This is a genomic window from Pseudarthrobacter sulfonivorans, assembly GCF_014712225.1.
Lineage (GTDB): Bacteria > Actinomycetota > Actinomycetes > Actinomycetales > Micrococcaceae > Arthrobacter > Arthrobacter sulfonivorans.
On sequence record NZ_JACXBW010000009.1, the window covers coordinates 1 to 20016 of the forward strand.

General features: G+C 65.0%; 22 protein-coding genes, 1 other RNA gene and 1 riboswitch. Of the genes, 15 read left to right on the forward strand and 8 right to left on the reverse strand.

The genetic code is table 11. The features are described from left to right. The coding region (locus IAQ70_RS12560) for a GH25 family lysozyme (protein ID WP_317983651.1) at positions 1–1350 on the reverse strand (1350 nt) is incomplete at its 3' end. 722 nt (positions 1351–2072) lie between these two features. Between IAQ70_RS12560 and IAQ70_RS12565 the strand changes: the two genes are divergently transcribed. The 14 genes from IAQ70_RS12565 to IAQ70_RS12630 all read left to right on the forward strand — a co-directional run bounded on the left by IAQ70_RS12565 (position 2073) and on the right by IAQ70_RS12630 (position 13901). Then, entirely contained in the window at positions 2073–3296 is a 1224-nt protein-coding gene (locus tag IAQ70_RS12565) for a CpaF family protein (RefSeq protein ID WP_190989662.1), read from the forward strand. Next, positions 3296–4150 carry a type II secretion system F family protein gene (locus IAQ70_RS12570; RefSeq protein WP_190989663.1) on the forward strand — a complete coding sequence of 285 codons (855 nt, stop codon included), beginning with the start codon at positions 3296–3298 and terminating at the stop codon, positions 4148–4150. The genes IAQ70_RS12565 and IAQ70_RS12570 overlap by 1 nt, the downstream gene beginning before the upstream one ends. Then, complete coding sequence (locus IAQ70_RS12575) at positions 4147–5088, forward strand: type II secretion system F family protein (RefSeq protein WP_190989664.1); 942 nt, start codon at positions 4147–4149, stop codon at positions 5086–5088. Before IAQ70_RS12570 ends, IAQ70_RS12575 begins: the two co-directional genes overlap by 4 nt. 80 nt (positions 5089–5168) lie before the next feature. Further along, positions 5169–5489: a hypothetical protein gene (locus IAQ70_RS12580; RefSeq protein ID WP_190989862.1), complete on the forward strand. Its 321-nt coding sequence runs from the start codon at positions 5169–5171 to the stop codon at positions 5487–5489. Between the two features lie 3 nt (positions 5490–5492). Beyond that, a complete protein-coding gene (locus IAQ70_RS12585) occupies positions 5493–5924 on the forward strand; it encodes a TadE/TadG family type IV pilus assembly protein (protein WP_190989665.1) in 432 nt (143 codons plus the stop codon). Next, on the forward strand, positions 5905–6525 hold the full coding sequence (locus IAQ70_RS22770) for a TadE/TadG family type IV pilus assembly protein (RefSeq protein WP_223860009.1): 621 nt from the start codon (positions 5905–5907) through the stop codon (positions 6523–6525). The genes IAQ70_RS12585 and IAQ70_RS22770 overlap by 20 nt, the downstream gene beginning before the upstream one ends. An 88-nt stretch (positions 6526–6613) precedes the next feature. Beyond that, entirely contained in the window at positions 6614–7027 is a 414-nt protein-coding gene (locus tag IAQ70_RS12595; RefSeq protein WP_190989841.1) for a pilus assembly protein TadG-related protein, read from the forward strand. A gap of 139 nt (positions 7028–7166) precedes the next feature. Further along, a complete protein-coding gene (prfB, locus tag IAQ70_RS12600) occupies positions 7167–8282 on the forward strand; it encodes a peptide chain release factor 2 (RefSeq protein ID WP_164198925.1) in 1116 nt (371 codons plus the stop codon). A gap of 188 nt (positions 8283–8470) precedes the next feature. Next, positions 8471–9262: a cell division ATP-binding protein FtsE gene (gene ftsE, locus IAQ70_RS12605; protein ID WP_190989666.1), complete on the forward strand. Its 792-nt coding sequence runs from the start codon at positions 8471–8473 to the stop codon at positions 9260–9262. Further along, positions 9259–10173 carry a permease-like cell division protein FtsX gene (ftsX, locus tag IAQ70_RS12610; RefSeq protein WP_190989667.1) on the forward strand — a complete coding sequence of 305 codons (915 nt, stop codon included), beginning with the start codon at positions 9259–9261 and terminating at the stop codon, positions 10171–10173. The genes ftsE and ftsX overlap by 4 nt, the downstream gene beginning before the upstream one ends. 27 nt (positions 10174–10200) lie before the next feature. Next, positions 10201–11643, forward strand: a complete 1443-nt coding sequence (locus IAQ70_RS12615) for a M23 family metallopeptidase (protein ID WP_190989668.1) — start codon at positions 10201–10203, stop codon at positions 11641–11643. Between the two features lie 87 nt (positions 11644–11730). Beyond that, the gene (gene smpB / locus IAQ70_RS12620; protein WP_190989669.1) at positions 11731–12201 is read left to right on the forward strand and encodes an SsrA-binding protein SmpB; all 471 of its coding nucleotides are present in this window, start codon (positions 11731–11733) and stop codon (positions 12199–12201) included. A 103-nt stretch (positions 12202–12304) separates the two neighbouring features. Continuing rightward, positions 12305–12676, forward strand: a transfer-messenger RNA (tmRNA) gene (gene ssrA, locus IAQ70_RS12625). Positions 12677–12920: 244 nt separating this feature from the next. Continuing rightward, entirely contained in the window at positions 12921–13901 is a 981-nt protein-coding gene (locus tag IAQ70_RS12630; RefSeq protein ID WP_190989670.1) for a S1C family serine protease, read from the forward strand. Positions 13902–13904: 3 nt separating this feature from the next. On the opposite strand, the gene IAQ70_RS12635 is transcribed toward IAQ70_RS12630, so the two are convergent. The 6 genes from IAQ70_RS12635 to IAQ70_RS12660 form a co-directional block, all read right to left on the reverse strand. Then, the gene (locus IAQ70_RS12635) at positions 13905–14042 is read right to left on the reverse strand and encodes a hypothetical protein (protein ID WP_190989671.1); all 138 of its coding nucleotides are present in this window, start codon (positions 14040–14042) and stop codon (positions 13905–13907) included. 80 nt (positions 14043–14122) lie between these two features. After that, positions 14123–14491 (reverse strand): hypothetical protein, encoded by a 369-nt coding sequence (locus IAQ70_RS12640; protein ID WP_190989672.1) that lies wholly within the window; start codon positions 14489–14491, stop codon positions 14123–14125. A 63-nt stretch (positions 14492–14554) separates the two neighbouring features. Then, positions 14555–14971, reverse strand: a complete 417-nt coding sequence (locus IAQ70_RS12645) for a fluoride efflux transporter FluC (protein WP_190989673.1) — start codon at positions 14969–14971, stop codon at positions 14555–14557. Further along, a complete protein-coding gene (locus tag IAQ70_RS12650; protein ID WP_223860010.1) occupies positions 14971–15375 on the reverse strand; it encodes a fluoride efflux transporter FluC in 405 nt (134 codons plus the stop codon). The genes IAQ70_RS12645 and IAQ70_RS12650 overlap by 1 nt, the downstream gene beginning before the upstream one ends. A gap of 15 nt (positions 15376–15390) precedes the next feature. Beyond that, complete coding sequence (locus IAQ70_RS12655) at positions 15391–16104, reverse strand: metal-dependent transcriptional regulator (protein ID WP_190989675.1); 714 nt, start codon at positions 16102–16104, stop codon at positions 15391–15393. A gap of 31 nt (positions 16105–16135) precedes the next feature. After that, positions 16136–16894: a class I SAM-dependent methyltransferase gene (locus tag IAQ70_RS12660; protein ID WP_190989676.1), complete on the reverse strand. Its 759-nt coding sequence runs from the start codon at positions 16892–16894 to the stop codon at positions 16136–16138. A gap of 101 nt (positions 16895–16995) precedes the next feature. Here IAQ70_RS12660 and IAQ70_RS12665 point away from each other — a divergent pair, with 101 nt between their 5' ends. Beyond that, positions 16996–18393: an MFS transporter gene (locus tag IAQ70_RS12665; RefSeq protein ID WP_317983653.1), complete on the forward strand. Its 1398-nt coding sequence runs from the start codon at positions 16996–16998 to the stop codon at positions 18391–18393. A gap of 9 nt (positions 18394–18402) precedes the next feature. Here IAQ70_RS12665 and IAQ70_RS12670 read toward each other — a convergent pair whose 3' ends face one another. After that, positions 18403–19833, reverse strand: coding sequence for an aminotransferase class V-fold PLP-dependent enzyme (locus IAQ70_RS12670; RefSeq protein WP_190989677.1), 1431 nt, complete (start codon positions 19831–19833; stop codon positions 18403–18405). A gap of 35 nt (positions 19834–19868) precedes the next feature. After that, positions 19869–19982, reverse strand: a riboswitch (SAM riboswitch). Between the last annotated feature and the right edge of the window lie 34 nt (positions 19983–20016).

The window sequence follows — 20016 nt, forward strand, 5'->3', positions numbered from 1 at the left end:
GGCGGCCCAGGCGTCGCGGATCACGCCGGCTGAGACGTGTGCTCCGGTGGAGGCGGTCCAGTAGATGGCACCGTTTTCGTAGCCTTGGGATTTGGCTCCGTTTGGTGCGGTTCTGACGTCGGTGGTGGGGTAGCCGAGGGGACCGGATTCCCAGCCCTGGGCGGCCCAGGCGCTGCGAATTGGTCCGTTGGGGCTGAGTTGCGCCCCGGTGGCGGCGGTCCAGTAGATGGCACCATTTTCGTAGCCTTGGGATTTGGCTCCGTTCGGTGCGGTTCTGACGTCGGTGGTGGGGTAGCCGAGGGGACCGGATTCCCAGCCCTGGGCGGCCCAGGCGTCACGGATCACGCCAATGGAGATGCGTGCTCCGGTGGAGGCGGTCCAGTAGATGGCACCGTTTTCGTAGCCCTGGGATTTGGCTCCGTTCGGTGCGGTTCTGACGTCGGTGGTGGGGTAGCCGAGGGGGCCGGATTCCCAGCCTTGCGCGGCCCAAGCATCACGGATCACGCCGGCTGAGATGTGTGCGCCGGTGGAGGCGGTCCAGTAGATGGCGCCGTTTTCGTAGCCCTGGGAAACCCCTCCCTTCGGACCACTTCTCACGTTGCTAACGGCCTTGCCCAGTTCTGGGGATGAGGCAGCCAACGCGGTGATCGCCTTGAACGCCGCGCTAGGAATACCGGCCCTCGCGAAGGCACTCAGCTCGTCATAGGTGCCGTTCCAAACGTTCGAGTCGCCGGCCAGCGGGCCGGTGCTGCTGTACTGCCAGATGCTGTAGTTGCTCCAGCTCCCTGTGGGAACCGCGCCTGCGTTGTTCGTCGGTGAGCCAGGGTACGCCGCAACCCACAGCGGGTAGTCACCGAATCCGGAAGGATTGCCGAGGCACTGGTTCCACCAGTTCGTGTTGGTGTAGATAACAGGAAGGCGCCCCGTCAAAGACTGCATGGTGTTGCCGAAGTCGCGGACCCAGGATCCGAGCTGGGCGGCGGACATGCCATAGCAGGTGTTGCCGAAATAGAAACCGTTGATGGTCCGGTTTTCATAGGGATTGAACTCAAAGTCAAGGACCGGCGGCATGGTGGACCCGTCAGCGGACCATCCACCACCGTTTGCAACAAAGTACCGCGCCTGGTCGGCGCCCGAGGACCAGTTGGGAATGGCAAAGTGATAGGCGCCCCGGATCATTCCGACGTTGCGTGATCCTTGGTACTGCGAGTTGAACTTGTCGTTGGTGAAGTAGTTGCCTTCGGAGGCCTTCACGTAGGCGAACCTGGCGCCCATATTCCACTGCTGCTGCCAGTCAACGTTCGGCTGATGGCCGCTTACGTCGAGTCCCTGGACCCCAAACGTTGGCATCCAGGTGCCCTCGGTGCTGAGAGACTCCGTCTGCAAATTCTGTATCGAGGCTGACGGCGACGAAGCGGTCACCCGCTTCGACCGCTGGCCCATCTCTGCTCCACCGACGCCGATGGCTTGCGCCATCGATTCGTTCGTAGCGGAAGGTGCCGACACGGAAGGTACCGACACGGAAGGTACCGACGCGTTGGAGGGGGTAGTCGTCGATCCCGGGGGGACGGAAGGTGCAGGACCTGTTGCAGCCGGCGCCGCTTCGGCTGTTGAGACGGCAGGTGAGGGCGACGGGGACGTGGTCGGCGCCAATGTTGCGGAAGGCGCCGGTGTGGGACTCGAGTCAACGGCAAAGGCGACGCCTGCCAGACCGGGGCCCGCCATGAGACCGGCAGCCAAGACTGCTGTCCCCAGGACGTGCAGGAGGGGACGGTGATTGTTTGACTGATTCCGCTTCATTTTGACTCCGGGGAAAGCGCGGCGCTGCGACAGCGCATCACTAGGGGTTGCAGTTCAGGAGACACTGAACTGGGATATCGAGACCTTAACGCGCTTACCCTAACACCGCAGTGTCTGCTGCAACCAGAGTTCCGGATGTTGCCAATGTGAATAATGGCCCCCCAGTTATCCACAATCTTCCCGCATGTGGCTTGGCGGCATGCTGTGCGCTCCCTAGGCTGTATCCCAATTGAACCGCCTCCACCTGGGGCGACAGTTGTATTGGGGAACTTATGGATGCCGTGCGCATCGTGGAAGACGAAGTCCGCGAGCTGATCCGCCGTCGTGGTCTGGATCCGCTCCGTCAGGCCGGGGAAGTGCGCCGCCTGGTGGAGGCGGCCGTCAGCGACTATGACGAGCGGGCCCTCATGGGACCGCTGCCGCCGATTGGTCCGCTCGAGACCGCACGCAGGTTTGTGTTTGATGCCGTAGCGGGCTTCGGCGTACTCCAGCCGCTGCTGGATGACCCCTCCATCGAGGAGGTCTGGATCAATGCGCCCAACGAAATCTACGTGGCACGGAACGGCGAATCGGAGCTGACATCCCTGAGCCTCACGGACCAGCAGGTGCGCGACCTCGTGGAGCGCATGCTGAAGAGTTCGGGGCGGCGCCTCGATATGTCATCACCCTTCGTGGATGCGGCCCTGCCTGATGGCTCCAGGCTCCACGTGGTTATCCCGGACGTCACGCGACGGCACTGGGCGGTCAACATCCGCAAGTTCGTCGTCAAGGCCAGCAGGCTGGAACACCTGGTTGAGCTCGGCACCCTGACGCCACAGTCCGCCCGGTTCCTCGGCGCCGCGGTCTCCAGCGGACTGAACATCCTTGTCTCGGGCGCCACCCAGGCCGGCAAGACCACCATGCTCAACTGCCTGGCCGCAAGCATCGGCAGCCGCGAGCGCGTCATCACCGTTGAGGAGATCTTCGAACTCCAGTTTCCGCTCCGGGACGTGGTGGGACTCCAATGCCGGCAGCCCAATCTCGAAGGCGAGGGCGAGATTCCGCTGCGCAGGCTCGTCAAGGAAGCGCTCCGGATGCGCCCGGACCGCCTGGTGGTGGGCGAAGTCCGTGAAGCCGAAAGCCTCGACATGCTGATCGCTTTGAACAGCGGCCTTCCCGGGATGTGCACCGTCCATGCAAATTCAGCCCACGACGCCGTGACCAAGATCTGCACACTGCCCTTGCTCGCAGGCGAAAACATCTCGTCAGCTTTCGTTGTCCCTACGGTCGCGTCCTGTATCGACCTGGTGGTCCACTGCAGCCGGCACGCCACCGGACGCCGGCAAGTCACCGAGATCCTTTCCCTGGGCCGTCGGGTGGAGAACGGCATCATCGAATCGTCAATGATTTTCGCGATGGCGGACGGTCAGTTGCGGCCCCGGGCAAACTCCATGCCGGCGGCCGAGAAGTTTGCCCGGGCAGGGTACGACGTCGCGGCGCTGCTGGAGCCGCGCTGATGGCGCCGCTGCTCGGGGTACTTGCCGGGACCGGTTTGTTCCTTATCTGGTGGTCGTTCTGGGAGAAGCCGGCGGCGGTGAAGCGGCGCCCCAGGGCCAGCCGCATCGAGGACCTGCTGGCCGCCGCCGGCATCGAGAAAGTCACGGCCGCCGGCCTCGTCGCCTCCTGCCTGGGTCTGGGCGTATTTGTAGCACTGGTCTTCTTTGTCATCTCCGGTTCTTGGCCCATGTCCGTCTGCTTCGGGCTGTTCGGCGGCTGGCTTCCCGTCAGCATCGTTCGCTGGCGGGCCATCAAAAGGACTGCCGTGTTGCGCCAGCTCTGGCCGGACGTGGCGGACCATTTACGTTCCGCCATCCGCGCCGGCCTTTCCCTGCCGGAGGCTCTCATCCAGCTGGGGGAGAAGGGGCCCGAGGAGCTCCGGCACGTGTTCCGCGACTTCGGCGCTGACTACCGCGCCGGTGGCCAGTTCGACGCGTCGCTTAACAAGCTCAAGGATCGTCTGGCCGATCCCGTGGCGGACCGAATCGTCGAGGCACTCCGGCTGACCCGCGAGGTGGGCGGTTCAGACCTGGGCAAGCTCCTAAGCACGTTGGCCGAATTCCTGCGCGAGAACGCCCGCACACGCAGCGAACTGGAAGCCCGGCAGTCCTGGACCGTCAACGCCGCCCGGCTGGCAGTCGCTGCGCCCTGGATGGTGATGCTCCTCCTGGCCACCCGGGCCGAGGCTGTGAACGCTTACAACACACCGATGGGCGCAGGGGTCCTTCTGGGCGGCCTGGTGGTCTCGCTCATCTGCTATTCCGTCATGCTGCGCATCGGCGCTCTGCCCCAGGACCAACGGGTGCTGCGATGAGTGGCATCTCGGCAGCCGCTCTTGTTTGCGGCATCGTCCTCGGCGTTGGTCTGTGGATCCTGTTCGTCAGGTTGCCCTTCATGCGCCCGGTCACCTTCGTCGAGCGCATTGAACCGCAGCTGAAGTCGCAGAACCTGGAGTCCCGGCTGCTGCGCGCCGGCGGGCAAAACGCCACGCCCTTCGGTCCGTTGGAACGGATTGTGCGTCCCCTGCTTCACGACGGCCTCACTGCCCTCGGCAGGCTCAACCTCGGTTCGAAGGCGCTGACCCGCCGGCTGGCGCAGGCCGGAATCAACAAGTTACCTGTGGATTTCCGCGCTGAGCAGCTGCTCTGGGCCGCCTCCGGATTTGTTGCTGCGCTGGCTCTGGTGGTGCTGAGCGCCCTGGCCGGCCGCTTCACTCCGTTCCTCGCAGTGGTGGCCGTGCTGGGAAGCGCACTCGGCGGATTCCTCTTCCGCGACTTCTGGCTGGGCGTCCAGATCAGCAGGCGTAAGACCAGGATGATGGCTGAGTTTCCCAGTCTGGCAGAACTGATGGCGCTGGCTGTCGGCGCCGGCGAAAGCGCTACCGGAGCACTGGATCGGGTCTGCCGTAGTGCGAATGGCGAACTGGCTAAGGAATTCTCCAAGATCCTTGCTGAAACCAGGGCGGGGAAACCCCTGGTGGAAGCGCTGCAGGAGTTTTCCGCCCGAACAGACCTTGGCCCGCTCGTCCGATTTGTAGACGGCATCATCGTCGCAGTCGAGCGCGGAACACCCCTGGCAGACGTCCTGAGGGCACAGGCGCAGGATGTCCGCGACACGGCAAAACGGGACCTGATGGAGTCGGCGGGCAAGAAGGAAATAGCCATGATGGTGCCCCTCGTCTTCGGTGTCCTTCCTTTAACGGTTGTGTTCGCCGTGTTCCCCGGCCTTGCCGCCATCAGCCTTGGACTGTAGTCATGACCGTCACTCAACTGTCAGATACCCAACGACGTTTACCCTCTCGACCGCCGTACTACTTAGTGAATGGAATCGAAATGAAAAAACTGGGAATCTCGAGCAGCGTTTTGTTCCTTACCTTGCTGGCAGGCTTCTGGACATGGTCCGGCTCCTCCGGATCCGAGAGAGGCCGTCGCCAGTCACAGGCCGGGGTCCCAGCCTCCGAGCGCCGGGAGGTTGCAAACCCTCACCACGACCCGGGCAGCCCAGGCCTTCCTGACCATCCGGAACGTGGCGACGTGCCCGGTTGGGTGATGATCACCCTGATGTCAGCTGTCCTCGTGGCGGCATTACTCGCCCTGGCCGGCCCGGCTCTCGAGGCGATGTTCAATCAGGCCATGGACAAGGTCGGAAGCTAGGGCATGCCTGACGCTGGCCAGCGCAGTTCCAGTCGACGCCGTCCCGGCGCAGGCGAGGACTGGCGCAGGGAGGAACGAGGGTCCGCGGTGGTGGACTTTGTGCTGGTGGGCGGGCTGCTCACCATGTTCTTCCTGGCCATCATCCAGCTCACCCTGGTCCTGCACGTACGCAATACGCTCATTGATGCCGCCGCCTCCGGCGCACGCTACGGAACGCTCGCGGACCGTGGCGCCCCAGATGCGGAAGCGCGGGCGGCAACCCTGATAGTTACCGCGCTGAACGCCGAGTTCGCGCAGGACATCAGCACCGCCGAAGTGACGTTCAAGGGCCTGCGCACGCTCGAAGTGACCATCAAGGCTCCCATGCCCGTCATCGGGCTCATCGGACCACGAGACGTCTTGGAGGTGAAGGGCCATGCTGCCATCCAGCCGTAACCCCGTTCGTGCCGGCCCTGACGGCCGGGAGTGCCTCGAAAGCCGGGCCTGCATCTTGGAGTCGGCCGGCCTCAAAGGTGGGGTCGGCGACTCTTCCAGTGCCCGCTTCAAGAACAGGTTCCGAGTGGCCCTCTGCAGGCAGCAGAACGCGACGCAGCACAGGGAAACACAGAACAAGGAGACGGGACACCGGGAACAGGGGAGTGCCGTCGTCGAATTCACGTTCCTGGCGCTGCTCCTGATGGTTCCCCTCGTGTACTTCATCATCACCGTCGGCCAAATCCAGGGCGGATCCTTTGCCGTGGTGGGCGCCGCAGATCAGGCCGCGAAGGTATTCGTTGCCCAGCCCGATGCAGAATCCGGCCAGGCCGCCGCCGAGCAGGCAGTTCTCATTGCCCTCGCGGATTTCGGCCATGAGGCGGGCGCCGCCCACGTCTCCACACGCTGCGATCCCGCCGACTGCCACGCCGCCGGAACAGCCGTCACTGTCACCGTGACCCTCACCCTGCCGCTGCCTTTCATTCCCTTCAACGACGACTTCAGGCTGCAGGCCAGCGAAGTCCAGGCATCATCTACCCAGCTGGTTGGCAGGTTCAGGTGACCGCAGGATGAACAGTCGCCCCGCCGCCGCAACCGCCCCCATAAGTGCCCCCACGAAGTGCCCGGACCAGCCGGCGGAAGACGGGCAGATGATCGTCATGATCGTCGGCTACGTCCTGCTCGCCCTGCTGGTGGTCACCGTCGTCATCGGCATCTCCAGCGTCTACCTCGAACACAAGCGGCTGCTGTCCCTGGCCGACGGCGCCTCGCTCGCCGCCGCAGACAGCTACACCCTCGGGGAGGTCGCGGGGGAGACAGGAAGCCCCTCCGCCGTCCTCGGTTCCGAGCGCGTCCGGAACGTGGCGGCAGACTTCGTGGCCAGGAGCCCGGCGTCGGCCCGCTTCGACGGTCTGGCGGTGACGCAGGGTACCGGCAGCCCCGACGGCTCCACCGCCGTCGTGGTTCTCAGCTCGGTGGTCCACCCACCCGTGGTGAACTTCCTGGTGCCGGACGGGATCCGGATTGAAGCAGCGTCCACGGCCCGTTCCCGGCTCACGCGCTGACTGGCAGGCCTCTCTACCCGCACCGGCAGGCCTCGCCCGCTCACCGGCAGGCCTCCGCCCGCGCCGGGAGTCCGACCCGTCACCGCCGGCCGGGCAGGGAGCCCGGGCTCCCGGCCGCATAGCGTAGGCTTAAACAACCATGGCCAATATTGATTTTTCCGCAGAAATCCGCGCCCTTCGCGCCACGTACCACTCCATCGAGCGCGTCAGCGATGTCGAGGCCCTGAAGGAAGACATCGCCGAACTGAGCGAACGCGCGGGCGAACCGGACCTGTGGGACGACCCCGCTGCGGCCCAGAAGATCACCTCCCGGCTTTCGCACAGGCAGTCCGAGCTGGAACGGCTGAACAAGCTGGTGTCGCGGATTGACGACCTGGAAGTCCTTGTCGAACTCGGCCAGGACGAGGACGACGCCGACTCCATGGGTGAGGCGGCCGCCGAACTTGAGTCGATCCGGAAGTCCCTGAAGGAACTGGAAGTGGTGACCCTGCTTTCCGGCGAGTACGACGAACGTGAAGCCGTGGTGTCCATCCGGGCCGGAGCAGGCGGCGTGGATGCCGCCGACTTTGCCGAAATGCTGATGCGCATGTACCTTCGCTGGGCTGAACGCCACGGGTACCCCACCACGGTGATGGACACGTCCTACGCCGAGGAGGCGGGCCTCAAGTCTGCAACGTTCGAGGTCAAGGCCCCCTATGCCTTCGGTACGCTGAGCGTCGAGGCCGGAACCCACCGGCTGGTGCGGATCAGCCCCTTTGACAACCAGGGCCGACGCCAGACGTCCTTCGCCGCCGTTGAGGTCATCCCGCTGATCGAGTCCACGGACTCCATCGACATTCCGGACAACGAGATCCGCGTGGACGTCTTCCGCTCCTCGGGCCCCGGCGGCCAGTCAGTTAACACCACGGACTCCGCCGTCCGCCTCACGCACATCCCCACCGGCACGGTGGTGTCCATGCAGAACGAAAAGTCGCAGCTCCAGAACCGGGCCGCCGCCATGCGCGTGCTGCAGTCCCGTCTCCTTCTGCTGAAGAAGGAACAGGAGGACGCCGAGAAGAAGGCCTTCGCCGGTGACGTCAAGGCTTCCTGGGGCGACCAAATGCGCTCCTACGTCCTGAACCCGTACCAAATGGTCAAGGACCTCCGCACCGAACACGAAGTCGGCAACACCTCTGCAGTGTTCGACGGCGAGATTGACGACTTCATTGACGCCGGGATCCGCTGGCGGACCGACAACCGCAACGCGGCGAAGTAGCCCCCCGGCGGTCGCGGCCGGCAGGCCCGTCACCGCCATCCCGCGACACACCCCTGAAACCCCCGAAATCCGGCAAAAGGACTGCGTATAGTCAAGGGGCCGGGGCCTCTTATTCCCCTAAACGAATGCCCGCGCGCCGGCTGCAGATCTGGGCTGCATCAGTAGTGCCCTGCAGGGTAATTAGGGCCATGATCCGATTCGATAATGTCACCAAGGTCTACGACCAGACGGCCCGGCCTGCGCTGGACAACATCAACCTTGAGATTGACCGCGGTGAATTCGCCTTCCTCGTGGGCGCTTCCGGATCCGGAAAGTCCACCTTCCTCCGGCTGGTCCTCAAGGAGGACCGGGCCTCTTCGGGTGCCGTCTATGTGGCCGGCCAGAACGTCGCCAAGATCTCCAGCTGGCGTGTGCCCAGGCTGCGCCGCGGAATCGGCGTGGTGTTCCAGGACTTCCGGCTCCTCCCGCAGAAGAACGTGTTCGCCAACGTTGCCTTCGCCATGCAGGTCATCGGCAAGAGCCGCAGCGTCATCCGCGACACTGTGCCTGAAGTGCTGAAGACCGTGGGCCTCGAAGGCAAGGAAAACCGCCTTCCGCACGAACTTTCCGGCGGCGAGCAGCAGCGTGTGGCCATCGCCCGCGCCGTAGTCAACCGCCCCGGCATCCTCCTCGCCGATGAACCCACCGGCAACCTCGACCCCACCACCTCGATGGGCATCATGGGCGTGCTGGACAAGATCAACCAGAACGGCACCACGGTGGTCATGGCCACCCACGACGACGACATCGTCAACGAAATGCGCAAACGCGTGGTGGAGCTCAAGAACGGCATCGTCATCCGTGACGAGGCCAGAGCCCTGTACACGTCCATGATCCCGGTTGTGGGCCAGTCGCGCCGGCTGAAGGACGCCAGCGGCCGGGACGAGGAACCGCCCACTCCGGGGGACCGCCAGCCCGGTGCAGGGGAGGGGCAGCGATGAGGCTCGCGTTCATCCTCGGTGAGATCGGCAGCGGCCTGCGCCGCAACGTCTCCATGGTGGTCTCCGTCATCCTGGTCACCTTTGTCTCCCTGACGTTCGTAGGCGCCGCCGGCATGCTGCAGCTGCAGATCAACCAGATGAAGGGCTACTGGTACGACAAAGTCCAGGTGGCCATCTTCCTCTGCAGTGACGGTTCGACGGCGGCCGGCTGCGCCACCGGGCCGGTCACCCCGGAGCAGCAGGACAACCTGCAGACCCTGCTGGAATCGCCCGCCGTGGCCCAGTACGTCAACGACTTCCAGTTCGAGTCCAAAGATGAGGCGTACAAGCACTTCAAAGACCAGTTCTCCAACTCACCGATCGTCGATTCAGTGACGCCGGACCAGTTGCCCGCTTCCTTCCGCATCAACATGAAGGATCCGCAAAAGTACCAGATCATCAGCGAGACGTTCTCCTCGCAGCCCGGCGTCGAAACGGTCATTGACCAGCGCCAGCTTCTGGAGCGGCTGTTCTCGGCCATGAACGCGGCATCGCTCGTGGCTGTCAGCATCGCCGGCGTCATGATCGTCTGCGCCATCCTCCTGATCGCCACCACCATCCGGCTCTCGGCCTTCAGCCGGCGCCGCGAAACCGGAATCATGCGCCTGGTGGGCGCATCCAAGATGGTCATCCAACTGCCGTTCATCCTCGAGGGTGTGATTGCTGCCGTCATTGGAGCCGCGCTCGCTTCGGGAACGCTGTGGGCCGTAGCGCACTTCTTCCTCGGCGAGTACCTCTCGAAGCAGTATCCGGACACGGCGTTTATCTCGCCCGGGCAGACCCTCATTCTTGCGCCGGCCTTGCTGATCCTTGGCGGATCTTTGGCAGGAATTTCGTCCCTCTTGACCTTGCGCAGATACTTGAAGGTTTAGGCTGTGCAGACCGACCAAGGAATCCTGATGAACGTATTGCACCGAACTGCGCCCCGCCACCGGGCGGAAGGCCTGGCGCCGGCACGCCTGGCGCCGGCACGCCGCCGCACCGGCCTGATCAGCGGCGTTATGGTCCTTCTCCTCGCCGCGAGCCTGGGCGCCTCGGCCCCGTCGGCCTACGCCGACGAGCTGGATGACAAGCGCGCAGCCCTCGAAGCCGAGGCGGCCCGTGTGCAGCAGTCGCTGGAGTTCGTGGATTCCCGCATCGCGAAGGCGGCCGGCGACCTGGTGATTTACCAGGGACAGCTGCCCGGAGCCCAGCAGGCCCTTCTGGAAGCCCAGGGACGCGTGGCCAGTGCCGTCAAAGAAGTCGAGGCCCTGACCGCAAGGGTCGACCTTGCGCAGCAGAACAAAGCCAAAATAACCCAACAGCTTGATGCCGATAAGCAGAAGATTGCCGACACCAAGAAGCTGATTGGCCAGATCGCCACCCAGGCCTACAAGTCCGGCGGTGTGCCCTCGAACCTGACCCTGTTCTTCGGTGCCAACAACGGCGGCAGCCTCACCGAAACCATGGACCTCGCGGACCAGGCCATGCGCAGCCAGAACGCGGCCATGGACAAGCTGTCGCAGCAGAGCGCCACCAACGTGAACTCCCAGGCCAGGCTCGAAGCGGTGGAAGCTGAGATCAAGGACCTCAAGGCGAAGGCCGACGCCGCCCTGGAACGGGAAAAGGCGGCCCGCGACGAGGCCGAGGTGAAGAAAACACAGGTCGATAAGCTGATCGCCGACACCACGCGCCTCGACGCCGAGCTGCAGGCAGCCAAACCAGGCATCCAAAGCCAAATAGCGGCCGTGGAGGCCAGCCAGAATGCCGTGGCCAACGAGATCGCCGAACGCGACCGCAGGCTCCGGGAAGCGTGGGAAGCAGAGCAGCGCCGGGCCGCCGAGGCTGCTGCAGCGGCCGCCGCCGCCCGGGCCGCCGCGCAGGGACAGGCCCCGCCGCCGCAGGTGCCGTACGCTCCGGTGACCGGATCGCCTTCGGCCTTTGGCTTGCAGCACCCCTTCGCAGGTGGCGTGCCCATCACCTCCGGCTTCGGCTGGCGCTCAACCCCGCCAGGCACCATCGACTTCTACGGCCAGGGCGGCTACGTCCACACCGGCATCGACTTCGGCGCGGCCTGCGGAACCCCTGTCTACGCTGCGGCGGCCGGCGAGGTCTTCTCCTCAGGCTGGAACTCCGCGGACGGCGGCGGCTGGCGGGTGAAGATCTCCCACGGCGTAGTCCAGGGCAACTCCCTGACCACGATCTACTACCACAACAGCAGCATCGTAGTCTCCAACGGCCAGCAGGTATCGCAGGGCCAGCTCATCGCCTACTCAGGCAACACCGGCAACTCCACGGGCTGCCACGCCCACTTTGAAACCTGGCTCAACGGCGCTGCCGTCGACCCGATGCGGCTGCTGTAACGCCGGTACCCGCCTGCCGTACACTGGTATGACTCCGCGCCGGACCGGCCGGAGCCAACCAGGATCCAAGAACTGAGGAGTTCCACCGTGCCCAAAGAAAGTGGCCGTAAAGTGGTGGCCACCAACCGCAAGGCCCGGCATGACTACCTCGTGCTGGACACCTATGAGGCCGGCATTGCCCTGATGGGCACCGAGGTCAAGTCCCTGCGCGAAGGCCACGCGTCCATGGTGGACGGCTTCTGCACCTTCTACAACGACGAGTTGTGGATGGAGGGAATCCACATCCCCGAGTACAACCAGGGCAGCTGGACCAACCACGCAGCCCGGCGCCGGCGCAAACTCCTGCTCCACCGGGAGGAGCTCATCAAGATCTCCCACAAGGTCAGGGAGTCCGGTTTCACCATCGTGCCGCTGCAGCTGTACTTCGTGGACGGACGGGCCAAGGTGGAGATCGGCGTCGCCCGCGGTAAGCGCGAATACGATAAGCGACAGACCCTCCGCGAACAGCAGGACAACCGCGAAGCGCAGCGCGTGATGCGGGAACGCAACCGCCGGTAGAGGCGTCAACCGGGCTGGAATGATTTCCGGCGGGTATGCGTTATGATGAATAGTCCGGCAGGGATGGTGCTCGCACCGCTCAGCCGGTTTGATAACAAAATACGGGGATGATCGGTTTCGACGATGTTAGTCGCGACAGGTGAAGCGGGCCGAGGATGCAGAATTATCTCGTAAACGCTGTCTGCAAAACAATAAGTGCCAAATCTAACGATCGCACTGACTTCGCTCTTGCTGCCTAAGCAGTAAGACAGTCCGTCAGCCCGAGGTTGCTATTGCCCCGGAACCTGGCGTCATTTAGATAGCCACTGCTGCTTACCTCCGTCATCGGGGTGAGCGGGACTCTTAGATGACTGGGCCCGGATCGGCCAGCTGTTTGCAGCGTGGCCGGGGCCGAGAAAATCCGACGCAAACTGCGCCCGGAGAAGCCCTGACAACACGACATCGGACGGGGGTTCAATTCCCCCCATCTCCACATTTTGAAATGTCGCAAGACATGCCAAGAGACCCGGACCCTGCGTCCGGGTCTTTTGGCGTTAAAAGCCGTTCGGGACAGCCCTCCGCTGCACGCCACCCGGACCGCCGCCGTCGGGCATTGCTGTTCACCGACGGCGTAGCCGGTGCGGGACTACCCGCCGCCCCCGCATAGTTGTCGCAAATAGAATCCGGCAGCACCACACCCGGCGGCCGGAGCAAACAAAAAGGCAGCCAGGAGGTGCGCCATGGAACCGGCCCGTAAACCCGATCCGGAAGAGTACGACGGCGGTGTGCTGGATTCGTATTCGGAAACAGTCATGCGCGTGGCTGAGACCGTCACGCCGCACGTCGCGGCCATCGAAATGTCCGGGAACCGCAGGAACGGCAGGTTCCACGTGGGCGCCGGGTCTGCGGTGCTTTTCACCGAGGACGGCTATCTCCTCACGAATTCACACGTGGTGGCGGGGACCAACCAGGGCCATGCCGCCTTTGCCGACGGCAGCAGGACTGATCTTGAGCTCGTGGGCGCGGATCCGTTGTCCGACCTGGCGGTGGTCCGCGGACGGGCCCCGAAAGTGGCCCCGGCACAGTTCGGCGAGGCCGAAACCCTGCGGGTGGGCCAACTGGTCATCGCCGTCGGAAACCCTCTGGGACTCGCGGGTTCAGTCACCGCGGGCGTGGTCAGCGGCCTCGGCCGGGCCATTCCCGTGTGGCAGGGCGGAAACAGGAGGGTGATCGAGGACGTCATCCAGACTGACGCGGCCCTCAACCCGGGAAGCTCCGGCGGCGCCCTTGCCGATTCGCATGGCCGGATCGTGGGCATCAATACCGCAGTGGCCGGCGCCGGGCTGGGCCTGGCCGTACCCATCAACGCCACCACACGGCGGATCATCTCCGCGCTGCTGAAGGACGGCCGTGTCAGGCGGGCCTATCTCGGCGTTGTCAGCACTCCCAGCAGGCTCAGCGCCAGCGCGGTGATCAGGACCGGACAGCGCGACGGACTCAGGATTGTGGAGGTGCTGGCCGGGTCGCCCGCCGACCGGGCCGGACTGCGGGCGGGTGACTTCATCCTGACAGCCGGAAGCCGCCCCGTCAGCAACGCTGAAAGCCTGCAGAAGCTGCTGTTCGCCGACGCAATCGGCCAGCCGCTGCCGGTCAGGGTGCTGAGGGACGGCAAAGAGCTGGACCTTGTGGCCGTACCGGAAGAGATGGCAGCAAACGGGTAGTTGCTACCGGCGTTTCTTCAGGTGCGCCACGGGATCCTGAGCGCCCTCGATCGGGTTCTTGGCCTTCTTCTCGGCCCGTTTTTCCTTGATCGTCTTAACAGGCTTTTTGTTCAGCTGCTGGTGTGGTGATTTGTCCGGCATGGCGTGCTCCTTACGACACGGGACGGGGGCGTCCCACTTCGTAAACTACGCCTGATCGGCGCGGAATGTAATGCCCGGAATCAGGCGGCAGCGGGAACGTCCGCAATGCCCACAAAGCGGGTCCCGACGCCGTCGAATTCGCTCCGGATGAAGCCTTCCTGAAGCCTCGGCACTTCGTTCGGGGCATGGTGCCCGCACACAACATACGTGAATTCCGGCCACCACTTCTTGGGCCGGGCCGCTTCCTCGTAGCCGCAGACGGCGCATTCCAAATGGACCCACACGGGGCGCTTGCCGGTGCGGTTGGCCCGCGACTGGACCAGCCACGCCGGCGGGTTGTCCAGGATTTCGCCCAGCTCCGCCTCGGAGAGGCGTTTGGGAATGCCGTGGCGCTGGGCCATTTCCATCGGTACATCAAGGGCAATTGCCGCGTCGCGTCTGCTAATCATCAGAGTCAACGATACGGGACCGTACCAAACCCGGCCGCCGCCGGAGGTCAGCTGGCGGTGCCCTTACGAAGCGATGGCTATGCCGATTGCCGCCGCGGCAAAGCCAGCGGCCAGGTTGGCGCCCACGTTGAGGGCCGCGGCCCCGGACCGCGACTCACTCAGGAGCCGCACGGTCGCTGTCGTCCAGGAGCTGAAGGTGGTCAGCCCGCCGGCAAGGCCCGTGGCGACGGCGGTCTGCCACTCGGGTGCCAGCCCGAGCCTTCCCGTAATGCCGATGGACAGCCCAATGATGAGGCATCCGGTGGCATTTACAACCAGCGTGGCCCAGGGCCAGTGCCGGGGCGTGCCGGTGGAACTTCCCGTGCGGTGGCCGGCGCTGCTGCTGCCATGCCGCTGGGTGCGGTGGGCGAACCAGCTGTCGACGGCGAAACGCAGCAGGGCGCCCGCCACCCCGAATACTCCCACCAGGGCAGCGCCCATCACCGGACTGCCTCCGTCCGGTCCACCATGAGCCGCCCCGTCCGCCAGCCCGCGGCTGCAGCGCCCAAGCCGAGCAGCAGCGACAGTCCCAGATAGATGAGCCACACCGGATGTTCCCCGGCCCGCGCCAGCTGGTCAATCGAGAAGACCAGTGCGGAGAAGGTGGTGAAGGCTCCAAGCAGCCCCGGGCCCAGACCGGCGCGGACCCAGAAGGCCGTGTGCGGGCGGGCGATCCACAGGGTGGTGAGGGCGGCCAGGACGAAGCTCCCGGCAACGTTGATGCCCAGCGTGGTCCACGGTACTGCCCCGGCGGCGTCCGGAAATACGAGCCCCAGGCCGTACCGGAGCTCCGTCCCGGCGAGCCCTCCCGCGGCGACGGCCAGCCAGGCACGCCAGTCAGGCATCCCGGCGTGTTTCATTCAGCTGTCGCCGAGGATGCAGCCTACGTGCGGCTGGTTGGTGTGCACCCAGAGCGCGGCCGTGATTTCGTCGGCGAGATCGTAGTCCCGCGTCCTGCCGGCGTTATTGATCCGCACCACCAGGGCCCCGCCGAACGGCTTCCGGCCCATGACCTCCACGTCGGCGTCGAGGTCGATATCCTCTGCCGCAAGATAGCGGAGCAGGTCCGGGTTCTCGTCGCTGATCCGGGTGATCCGGCCGGTGTGCCCGGGATCGAGTTCGCCGAGCAGGTGGGCTTCGGGCATCAGGACCGCACCGTCCGCCGTCGGGATCGGATCCCCGTGCGGGTCGCGTCGGGGGTCGCCCAATTTGGCTGCCATGCGCTCAATGAAGGTGTCCGACACGGCATGTTCGAGCAGTTCAGCTTCGTCGTGGACTTCGTCCCAGCTGTAGCCGAGTTCCTCCACAAGGTAGGTCTCAATGAGGCGGTGGCGGCGGACCATGGACAGCGCCAGCCGGATGCCGGCGGGTGTGAGGGTGATGGCGCTGTAGGGCTTGTGGTCCACCAGGCCCTGGTCTTTAAGCTTGCGGACCATCTCCGAGACCGAGGAGTTGGCCACGCCGAGGCGCTGCGCCAGCTGCGAGGACGTGATGGGCTTGTCCTGCCACTCCGTGAAGCCGTAGATGACCTTGACGTAGTCCTCGATCGAGGAAGAGGGGGCGCTGGTCTTCACGATTCCAAGCCTACCCGGTGGTCCGCGGCACTCACGCCTTGACGGCCCGCCAGATAAGGGTCAGATACGGCAGGTTGATGTCCTCGTCGGTGCCGTGCCCAAGGTGCTCGTGGAGGTACCAGTCGAGGTTTGCCAGGACTTTGTTGCGGGTGGCTTCGCCGGCCCGCAGGTAATAGCTGCGGGACTTCGTCAGCTCCATAATGTCCGCGGTGCTGAGGTTGTCCTCCCATCGCGTCACATGGCTTTCAAGGCCCTCGAACTCAGGCCCCACCACCGGCCGGAAGCCCGGCTTGTAGACATCTCCGGCGTGCATGATGCGCGACAGCCGGTGCACCCAGGGAACGGAGGTGTCCAACTGGTTCCAGATCAGTCCCAGCGTTCCGCCGGGACGGAGGATCCGCGCGAGTTCGGTGCTGGCTGGCAGCGGATCGCACCAGTGCCACGCCTGGGCAACGCTGACGACGTCGAACGAGGAGTCGGCCAGCCCGGTCGCCTCTGCAGTGCCGCGGGTTGCCGCTACCGCCGGATAGTGGGCGCGCAACTGCTCCAGCATGTCGGCTGAGGGGTCAACGGCGGAGACGGCAAGGCCGCGCTCGAGCAGGAGCGCGGCGAATTTGCCGGTGCCGGCACCCACATCCACCGCATCGCGGGCACCGACCGGCACCAGCCAGTCGGCAGAGTCGCCGGGGTAGCCGGGGCGTACGCGTTGGTAGTGTTCGCCGCCGTCCTGGAAGCTCTGTCCGAGCTCCAGGCGGCGTCCGTGGTCAAGCCTGGGGCCACCCCGTGCCACGTGCGGCCTCCTTCAACTGATGTACTTGGGTATCCTTCAAATTTAAACTACCTGATGCCAGTGAACAGCCCGCAGTCGCGCTGGCGGTGTTTACTGGAGGAGTGGGCTTTCCTCCGACGACACGTGCCCAGGGACTCGTCCTTTGGATTTCGATTCTCGCCTCTTTGGTGTCCTTTTTGGACAGCAGCGTCATCAACGTGGCATTACCTGCCATATCCCGTGATCTGGGCGGCGGCCTGACAACCCAGCAATGGGTCGTTGACGCCTATCTGATCACTCTCGGGTCACTCATCCTGCTTGCAGGATCTCTTTCTGACGTACTCGGACGGATCCTCATTCTCCGCGCCGGACTGTTTGGTTTCGGGGTGACGTCACTGATGTGCGCGTTCGCCCCCTCCGCTGAAATCCTGGTAATCTCCCGGGCCTTTCAAGGTATTGCCGGGGCTTTACTCGTGCCCAGTTCGCTGGCGCTCATCACCTCGCACTTTGACGGGCCTGCCAGGGCCAAGGCCATTGGCCAGTGGACCGCAGGTACCACGGTGGCCTTCATCGCCGGCCCGCTGGTGGGTGGCGTCCTGGTGGATTCTGTCGGGTGGAGGTGGGTGTTTGGCATCAATGTTGTGCCGATTGCGGTGACCTTGTGTCTGCTGGCTGTGCTTCGCGCCAGGGACGTCCGCGAGGCAGGGGTGGGCATTGATTACCCCGGGGCCGTGCTGTGTGTGCTCGGGCTGGCCGGACCGGTCTATGCCCTGATCGAACAGGGCACACAGGGGTGGGGAAGTCCCGGCATCCTGTTGCCCCTGATCCTGGGAGCCGTCTGCTTCGCGGCGTTCATCTGGCGGCAGGCAACAGCGAAACAGCCGCTCATGCCGCTGAGTCTCTTCGCTGTCAGGAACTTTGCGGCAGGCAATTTGGCCACCATGTTCATCTATGCCGCGCTCTCCATCGGCGGATTCATCATCGTGCTCTTCCTGCAGCAGGTGGCCGGTTACTCGGCGACACTCGCCGCCCTCGCCCTGTTGCCGGTCAGCCTGCTGAGCATTTGCCTGTCATCGTGGTTCGGTTCCCTCGCCGGCCGATACGGCCCGCGCTGGTTCATGGCTCTGGGCCCGGCCGGTGCCGGCCTCGGCTACTTCCTGATGGTGTCGTCGCAAATACCCGTCAATTACTGGAATCAACTGCTGCCGGGAATTGTCCTCTTTGGGGTGGGGCTCTCGGCAACAGTTGCACCGCTAACCGCGGCGATACTGGGCTCGATCTCTGAGCAGCAGTCCGGCATTGGCTCGGCAGCAAACAACGCGGTTGCCCGGGTAGCGGGTCTGGTTGGCATCGCCTTCGTCGGACTCATCGCCGGGAAACAGCTTAACCTGGACGGATTCCATCGGGTGCTGATCGCCACCGGCATCCTCCTGGTCATCGGTGGCGCAGTCTCAGCGTCGGGCATCAGGAACCCGGCACGGATCGTGAAGCCTACAGACAGCGCCACCGCCCAGGCCTAGCCAGCGAGGTCAGTCGTCGAGGCAGGGAGCCGCGCCGGCAGTGCCGGGCGTGTTCGGTGCCCAGTGCGGGTAGGTGCGGGTGTCATTTGCGGGCACCCAGCGGCCTGAATCGACCACGTAGTCCCAGCCCAGGCCCGTGCGGCGCAGCTGTTCGAGGCCGGCGAGCAGCCGTTCGGCGTCCTCCAGCCGGGACCCCACGCCGAAGCTGGCGCGCAGTGAGCCGGAAGGCAGGCCGAGGCGTTTGAGCAGGGGGTGGGCGCAGAATCGGCCGTCCCGCAGGCCAACACCGTGCTCTGCCGAAAGATATGCGGCAACCAGTCCGGCGTCGTAACCGGCCACCGAGAAATTCACTACGCCGATGGTGCCGGTGCCGGGATCGGTGTCCGAGAAGATCTGGTGGACCGTCACGCCGTCGATCTTCTGCAGCCCCGCCACCAGGTAGGACCTGATGGCGGCCTCATGGGCGTGCCAGCGTTCCTGGTCCAATGACGCGATGACCTGGGTGGCGCGGGCCAGCGTGGCTGCACCGAGGACATTGGGGGAGCCGCCCTCGTGGCGGGCCGGGCCGGTGGCCCAGCTGACGCCGTCGAGCTTTGCCTCACGGACGGCGCCGCCGCCCGCCAGGTGCGGAGTGCCGGCGTCGAGCCAGTCCGTGCGCCCCACCAGGACGCCGGCGCCGAACGGTGCGTAGAGCTTGTGGCCGGAGAACGCGAGGTAGTCGATGTCGTCGGCGCTGATGTTGATGCGCCGGTGCGGTGCGAGCTGTGCGGCGTCCACCACGATGCGGGCCCCGTACTCGTGGGCCAGTGCGGCGAGGGCACGGATGGGGAGGATTTCGCCGGTCACGTTGGAGGCTCCGGTGACGGCCAGCAGGCTGACCTGGCCCTGCTGAAGTTCGGCGCGCAGGGCCGCAATGGTCCCTGTGATGGTGGGAGCGGCCACCACACTGCGGTGCGGTACGCCCTGCCACGGCAGAAGGTTGGCGTGGTGCTCGATGTCCAGGTAGAGGACGTCGCCGGTGGGCTGGCCGTCCCGGTGCGGCAGGCAGCCGGCCAGCAGGTTCAGCGAGTCGGTGGTGTTGCGGGTGAAGATGACGGAGTCATCCGGCCGGCCACCCACGAAGTCCCGCACAATGTTCCGGGCGTTCTCGTAGACGGACGTGCTGATCTGTGACGCATAACCGGCACCGCGGTGGACGCTGGCGTAGTACGGCAGGATCTCATTGAGGTAGGCCGAGACCACGGAGAGGGCCGGGGCCGAGGCGCCGTAGTCGAGGTTGGCGTAGCGGATGTGGCCGCCCTGGATCAGCGGAGCCTGGATTTCAGCGCCGGTGACGGCGGACAGCGGGCGTCCGGCAACGGCGGCAAGTTCGCCGGCACGTGCTGCGCTGACTGCGGCGGCGGTGTTCTGGACGGCGGGGGAGACGGTGGCAGTTGTCACGGAGACCTCACTTTAAAAGGACTCCCTGTACCGGGAATCCGCGCTTGCCGTGTCCATTGAGGACCGGCCTGGTCGTCACCCGGGGCACCCCACCGCGAATGGAGGGTTGCCGGCCAGCAAACCGGGGTTTAGCGCTGGCACTCGTGACCTGTTAAAGAGCGTAGGACATCTCCGCGGCTGCGG